This window comes from Pantoea sp. CTOTU50773, assembly GCF_032082325.1.
GTDB lineage: Bacteria > Pseudomonadota > Gammaproteobacteria > Enterobacterales > Enterobacteriaceae > Pantoea > Pantoea communis.
Map to the genome: position 1 here is coordinate 1 of NZ_DAMDQC010000231.1, position 4,929 is coordinate 4,929.

General features: G+C 53.4%; 5 protein-coding genes. 3 read left to right on the forward strand and 2 right to left on the reverse strand.

Features of this window, described 5'->3' with window-relative positions:
* Positions 1-14 precede the first annotated feature (14 nt).
* Together RT340_RS21810 and RT340_RS21815 are read right to left on the reverse strand one after the other, a co-directional pair.
* Entirely contained in the window at positions 15-1,694 is a 1,680-nt protein-coding gene (locus RT340_RS21810; protein WP_160832467.1) for an MFS transporter, read from the reverse strand.
* A gap of 2 nt (positions 1,695-1,696) precedes the next feature.
* Complete coding sequence (locus RT340_RS21815; protein WP_034820286.1) at positions 1,697-2,128, reverse strand: MarR family winged helix-turn-helix transcriptional regulator; 432 nt, start codon at positions 2,126-2,128, stop codon at positions 1,697-1,699.
* Between the two features lie 486 nt (positions 2,129-2,614).
* Between RT340_RS21815 and RT340_RS21820 the strand changes: the two genes are divergently transcribed.
* The 3 genes from RT340_RS21820 to RT340_RS21830 all read left to right on the forward strand — a co-directional run bounded on the left by RT340_RS21820 (position 2,615) and on the right by RT340_RS21830 (position 4,850).
* Positions 2,615-2,872: a biofilm/acid-resistance regulator YmgB/AriR gene (locus RT340_RS21820; RefSeq protein WP_097119577.1), complete on the forward strand. Its 258-nt coding sequence runs from the start codon at positions 2,615-2,617 to the stop codon at positions 2,870-2,872.
* A gap of 151 nt (positions 2,873-3,023) precedes the next feature.
* Positions 3,024-4,520 carry a SulP family inorganic anion transporter gene (locus tag RT340_RS21825; RefSeq protein ID WP_166931927.1) on the forward strand — a complete coding sequence of 499 codons (1,497 nt, stop codon included), beginning with the start codon at positions 3,024-3,026 and terminating at the stop codon, positions 4,518-4,520.
* Between the two features lie 159 nt (positions 4,521-4,679).
* Positions 4,680-4,850: a hypothetical protein gene (locus tag RT340_RS21830; protein ID WP_313377739.1), complete on the forward strand. Its 171-nt coding sequence runs from the start codon at positions 4,680-4,682 to the stop codon at positions 4,848-4,850.
* The last annotated feature ends 79 nt before the right edge of the window (positions 4,851-4,929 follow it).

Sequence of the window (4,929 nt, forward strand, 5' to 3'; positions counted from 1 at the left end):
ATCGTCCTGTTGGCTCATGAATTCTCCGTCGGGTTTGAAGCTTGCTGACGCTGTTCCGTCAAATTATGGCGTGCCTGACGCCAGTTGATATAACGCAGCCGCGTCAATCGCCACAGCACCCACATCAGGGTGATCAGCGCCATCGCGGCAGTCAATAAATAGGTGTCGTTGTAGGCCAGCACGTTAGCCTGGAGTGTGGCCACAGCTTGTAGCTGGCTGCTGCTCTGCGCGCTGAGCAGAACGTTGTCGGGCAACTGGCTGCTAAACAGTGAACTGTATTGGCTGAGGCGCTCGATGACATTGGGATCAAGCTGTGAAAGCTGATCGCCCAGCAGGCTGGAGTGGTACTTCTCCCGCCACGTCTGGAAGGTGCCGAGTATAGCCGAGCCAATCAGCCCGCCCAGATTTTGGCTCATGCCAAACAGCACCACAAAACTCACCAGATTTTTCGGCTGCGTCACCACACCGCCAATCCCTAACAGCATCGCGGGCGCGAGGAAGAACGCGCTGCTAAAGCCGAGTAAAAACTGACTGACATACAAATTGTTGCCGCGTGTCACTGGGCTGGATTGTGCATCCATGTACGAGGCGATGATCATCACCACCAGCGAGGTGACGATGGGCCAACTGAGATGCGTCGGTTTGATGGTCAATGCACTGGCGATCATGCCAAAAATCACCCCAGCGATAATCGCTAAAGCCAGGCCACGCATCTGGTCATTCAGCAGCCCAAGCTGTTGCAGGAAGCCCACCGCGCCGGTGTTTTGCTCGGCCAACACAATGCGCATCATGATCATCACAATGCCCAATCGCACAATCATGCCGTTACTCAGCCATCGGGTGTTAATCAGCGGATTCGTGCGGTTATGTTCCACCACCACTGCCGCAACAATCAGCACCAACGAAAGGGCTAATGAAATACCCAACCACGGCGTGGTAAACCACCACTCGATGCGGCCCAGCGATAGCACGCCGCACAGCAGTGCCATGCCGGGTGCCAGCAGGATAAAGGTGACAAAATCCATCTTTTCAAAGGTCTTGATACGATCGCCCGGCGGCAACTTCACCACCAAAACACAACCGAGCGCTATCATCGCCAGCCCTAACTCAAACAGATAAAGACCGCGCCACTCTTCCAGCTGGAGCAATTCGGTAGAGAACAAACGGGCGAGCGGGATCGCCAACTGCGATGCGGTGATGCCGATCACCAGGGCTTTGAGTCGGTGTTTCGCCGGCCAGGCCTGAATTTGGTAATAGATACCAAGGGAGCTTAGCGCCGCGCCCACCATCCCGTGAGCGGTGCGCACAATAATGGCGGAACTGAGATCGTTGGCCAGGATATGGAAGAACGCCACGATGACGTAAAGCACGAGAAAAGCTTCGGTAAACAGCCGCAGGCCAAACTGCTGACGAAATTTAACCAGCAGCAGGTTGATGGAAATGTTGCCCATCACGTAGACAGCCGGCAGCCAGGCAATCTCATTGCTGTAAGCGCCAAAGGTGCCCTGAAGATTGGTGAGATTGGCCGTCACCAGCGCATTACTGAGCGCGCCGGTGATGGAGATCAGCAGTCCAATAATGCCAAACGCCACGCGCTTTGAGGGCGAGTGGATTGGGGTGGAAGGTGAACCCGGCAGCATCGGTTTTTCATGAGGCAGCCATTCACGTTGTGCATAAGGATTGCGTTTTGCCACGATTAGATACTTCCCAGTCGAGCCAGCAGCTGTTGCAAAACCTTCTCGGTCACTGCCAGCGCTTCAGGATCGATGTCTGCCAGCAACTGTGCGCGCAAGCTGTCTGCCTGGGTTTTCACTTCAGCAAATGCGACGCTGCCCTGCTCGGTCAACACCAGCAGGCGTTTACGGCGATCCTCTTTCGGCTGCACGCGCGCCAGTAACTGCTGTTTTACCAGTCGATCTACCAGTGGCACCACGCTCGCTTCTTCTAATCCCAACAGTTGGGCCAGCGCTTTCTGGGTCGGCGGCTCCGTGGCCGTGGCCACTGTCGCGATGGCCATCCAGCTGCTCATACTTAAGCCACTCTCTTTAAGGCGACGATCGACTGCCAGCCGCCATGCATGTGCCGTAAGATGTAATAAACGCGAAAAAGGTTGCGGATAGTCACTCAAAACGTAGTAGCCTAATGATTAGAGACCTAACTAAACAAGTGCGTTATTATAAACAAAGTGTCAGCCTGATGAAAAGTTTGCTTAAATTAGCACTGTAGTTCGTGCGCCTCTGTCCTTCCACTCAATTCTCAAATAGATACGGCCTGCCACAAAGCCTATCCCTGTACAGCTATTTTGTATAAGTTTCGCGTAAATCAAATTATTTAAATCACTGATAAATAATAATAAGCACAAATCCCTCAAAAATATCATTGTACAAGTTAGGGTTCATTGTATAAGTTTATTTCCCGTGAGCCAGCGACTGGCTCCGTAACGAATGATGCACTTTGCGTCGCCTCTGAAGGTGTTTTTGGATTTCCACCTTCAGAGGTGTCTTTTTTGCGTTGGTTGATGAGTTTGGGTCTTACGCGCCTGTCCGCGCGTAAGTTTTTTCATCATGGAACTGAAGGCCAGGTTGCCATCAGACCGATCTGAAGGGCTTCATACATGCAAAACGCCGCCACCAGCAGTGACGCTATCGCTGACTACTTTAAACTCGCCGGTAACAGCGACAGCACCGAGATGGAAGTTTTCGGGCAGATCATCGCTGAAATCCTGCAAGCCGGCATGCCGGTCACCAATAAAGCCATCATCGCTTCGCTGATTAATCGCCTTGAGATGGAAAATGATGTGATCCAACTGGATATTTATCGTCATCTTCTCGAACTGGTAGTTAACAAAACGCCTGACGATCTCTCGGTGTAATACCGGATTCCAGGGACGGACTCACTCTCTTCTTCGCTCTCCCGCTAGCTTCATCCCTCAATGCCCGCTAACATCATCCGCGTTTAGTGTCCAACTGGTTGCTGCCATGCCGTGACGGTATGCGCAAAATAATAAAAGAGCCTGCACATTTATGAGCCGATCTACAGAACACGCCCCTGCGGCGAACGATATTACCGTGGGCAGCGTTTTACGCTCGCCTGCGCTGCTTACCCGTGAGTGTCTGGCGGGAGTGATTACCGCACTGGCACTGATCCCGGAAGTGATCTCCTTTTCTGTTATTGCGGGTGTCGATCCCAAAGTGAGCCTTGTCGCCTCGGTGGTGCTGTGTCTGACCTTGTCGATTTTAGGTGGCCGCCCAGCCATGGTCACGGCAGCAGCGGGATCGGTGGCACTGGTGATTGGACCGATGGTGCACGCGCATGGGGTTGAATACATTCTTCCTGCGGTAATCCTCGGCGGTATCATTCAGATTATTTTTGGTCTTGCCGGGCTGTCCCGCATGATGCGCTATATTCCGCGTTCAGTGATGCTGGGCTTTGTGAATGCGTTGGGCATTCTGATTTTCTTCGCGCAGGTTCCCCACGTCTGGGGGCAATCGGGATTGGTATGGGTGCTGTTTGCCGTGACCCTGGCGATTGTGCTGCTGTTACCCAAAATCCTGAAAAGCGTCCCGTCACCGCTGGTCGCCATTGTCGTCGTCACCGGGGTGGCGTTGTTGCTGGGTTATCGCGTGCCTAACGTTGGCGATGAAGGGCCAATGAGTTCAGGCTTGCCCGGATTTACCACGCTGCTGGTGCCGTTTAATTTACAGACGTTACAGATTGTCTGGCCTACCGCGCTGAGTATCGCCTTCGTGGGTTTGATGGAATCTCTGCTCACCGCCAAACTGGTGGACGATATTACCGATACGCCTTCAGGTAAGCGCCGCGAGTCCTGGGCACTGGGTGTCGGTAATATTTTGGCCGGTTTTTATGGCGGTATCGCTGGCTGTGCCATGATCGGTCAGACCATTGTTAACGTTGAGCTGGGCAAAGCACGCACGCGCATCTCAACCATTGCGGCAGGTATTGTGCTGTTGCTGCTGGTCACCGGACTGAGTCAGATCATGGCGCAGATTCCTATGGTGGTCCTCGCGGCCATCATGATGGTGGTCGCAGTGAAAACTGTTAACTGGCACAGCCTGCAACCCGCCACGCTAAAACGTATGCCGTGGTCAGAAACCTCGGTGATGGCCCTGACGGTTGTGGTCACCGTTTGGACTGGCAACCTGGCGCTGGGCGTATTGATTGGCGTCATCCTCGCCATGATGCTGTTTGCACGTCGTATTGCCCATGTTATCCATGCTGAGCGCAAGTTAAGCGATGACGGTGAACAGGTCTATTACACGGTGCGCGGCCCGCTGTTCTTTGGCAGCAGCAATGATTTATTCGAACATTTCGATTACGGCCACGATCCGAAAGTCGTCACCATTGACCTGACGCATGCACAAATCTGGGATGCATCCAGCGTCGCGGCACTGGATGCCATTGAATACCGCTATCAACGTCACGGTGCAACAGTCACCGTCATCGGACTGGATAACCGCAGTAGCGATTTCCGCGATCGCCTGAGCGGTAATCTGGGGTGATGATTTTAATGAGGTGAGTCTGAGTCACTTCATCCAGAATGATGATTCTCTGAGCTGTCATCTCCAACGAGCTGACAGCTTTTTTATGTGCTTGAGTCAGCGAGAGATCAACTACGCTTAGGAGGCAACGCTGGGTTGCCCGAAGAAAGGACGTTATTGATGAAGCATTTTTTCGCTGGGATGATGATTATCACTTGTCTGGCAACGTTAATAGGCTGCCAGCAATCCGACAGGCCAATTGGGCCAGATGGACGCCCCAACGTGCCCACCGAGCAGCCTATTCCGGGCGGGCCGATGAGCAAAGGGCCTGTGGGGCAACTGCAAGCTTAAGGTTAATCGTGCCCGAGAGCCGTTGAGCCGTTGAGCCGTTGAGCCGTTGAGCCGTTGAGCCGTTGAGCCGTTGAGCCGT

Excerpts from the sequence above, each read along its gene's own strand:
- RT340_RS21820 (WP_097119577.1), top strand. The coding sequence starts at position 2,615 with ATGCAAAACGCCGCCACCAGCAGTGACGCTATCGCTGACTACTTTAAA.
- RT340_RS21825 (WP_166931927.1), top strand. The coding sequence starts at position 3,024 with ATGAGCCGATCTACAGAACACGCCCCTGCGGCGAACGATATTACCGTG.
- RT340_RS21830 (WP_313377739.1), top strand. The coding sequence starts at position 4,680 with ATGAAGCATTTTTTCGCTGGGATGATGATTATCACTTGTCTGGCAACG.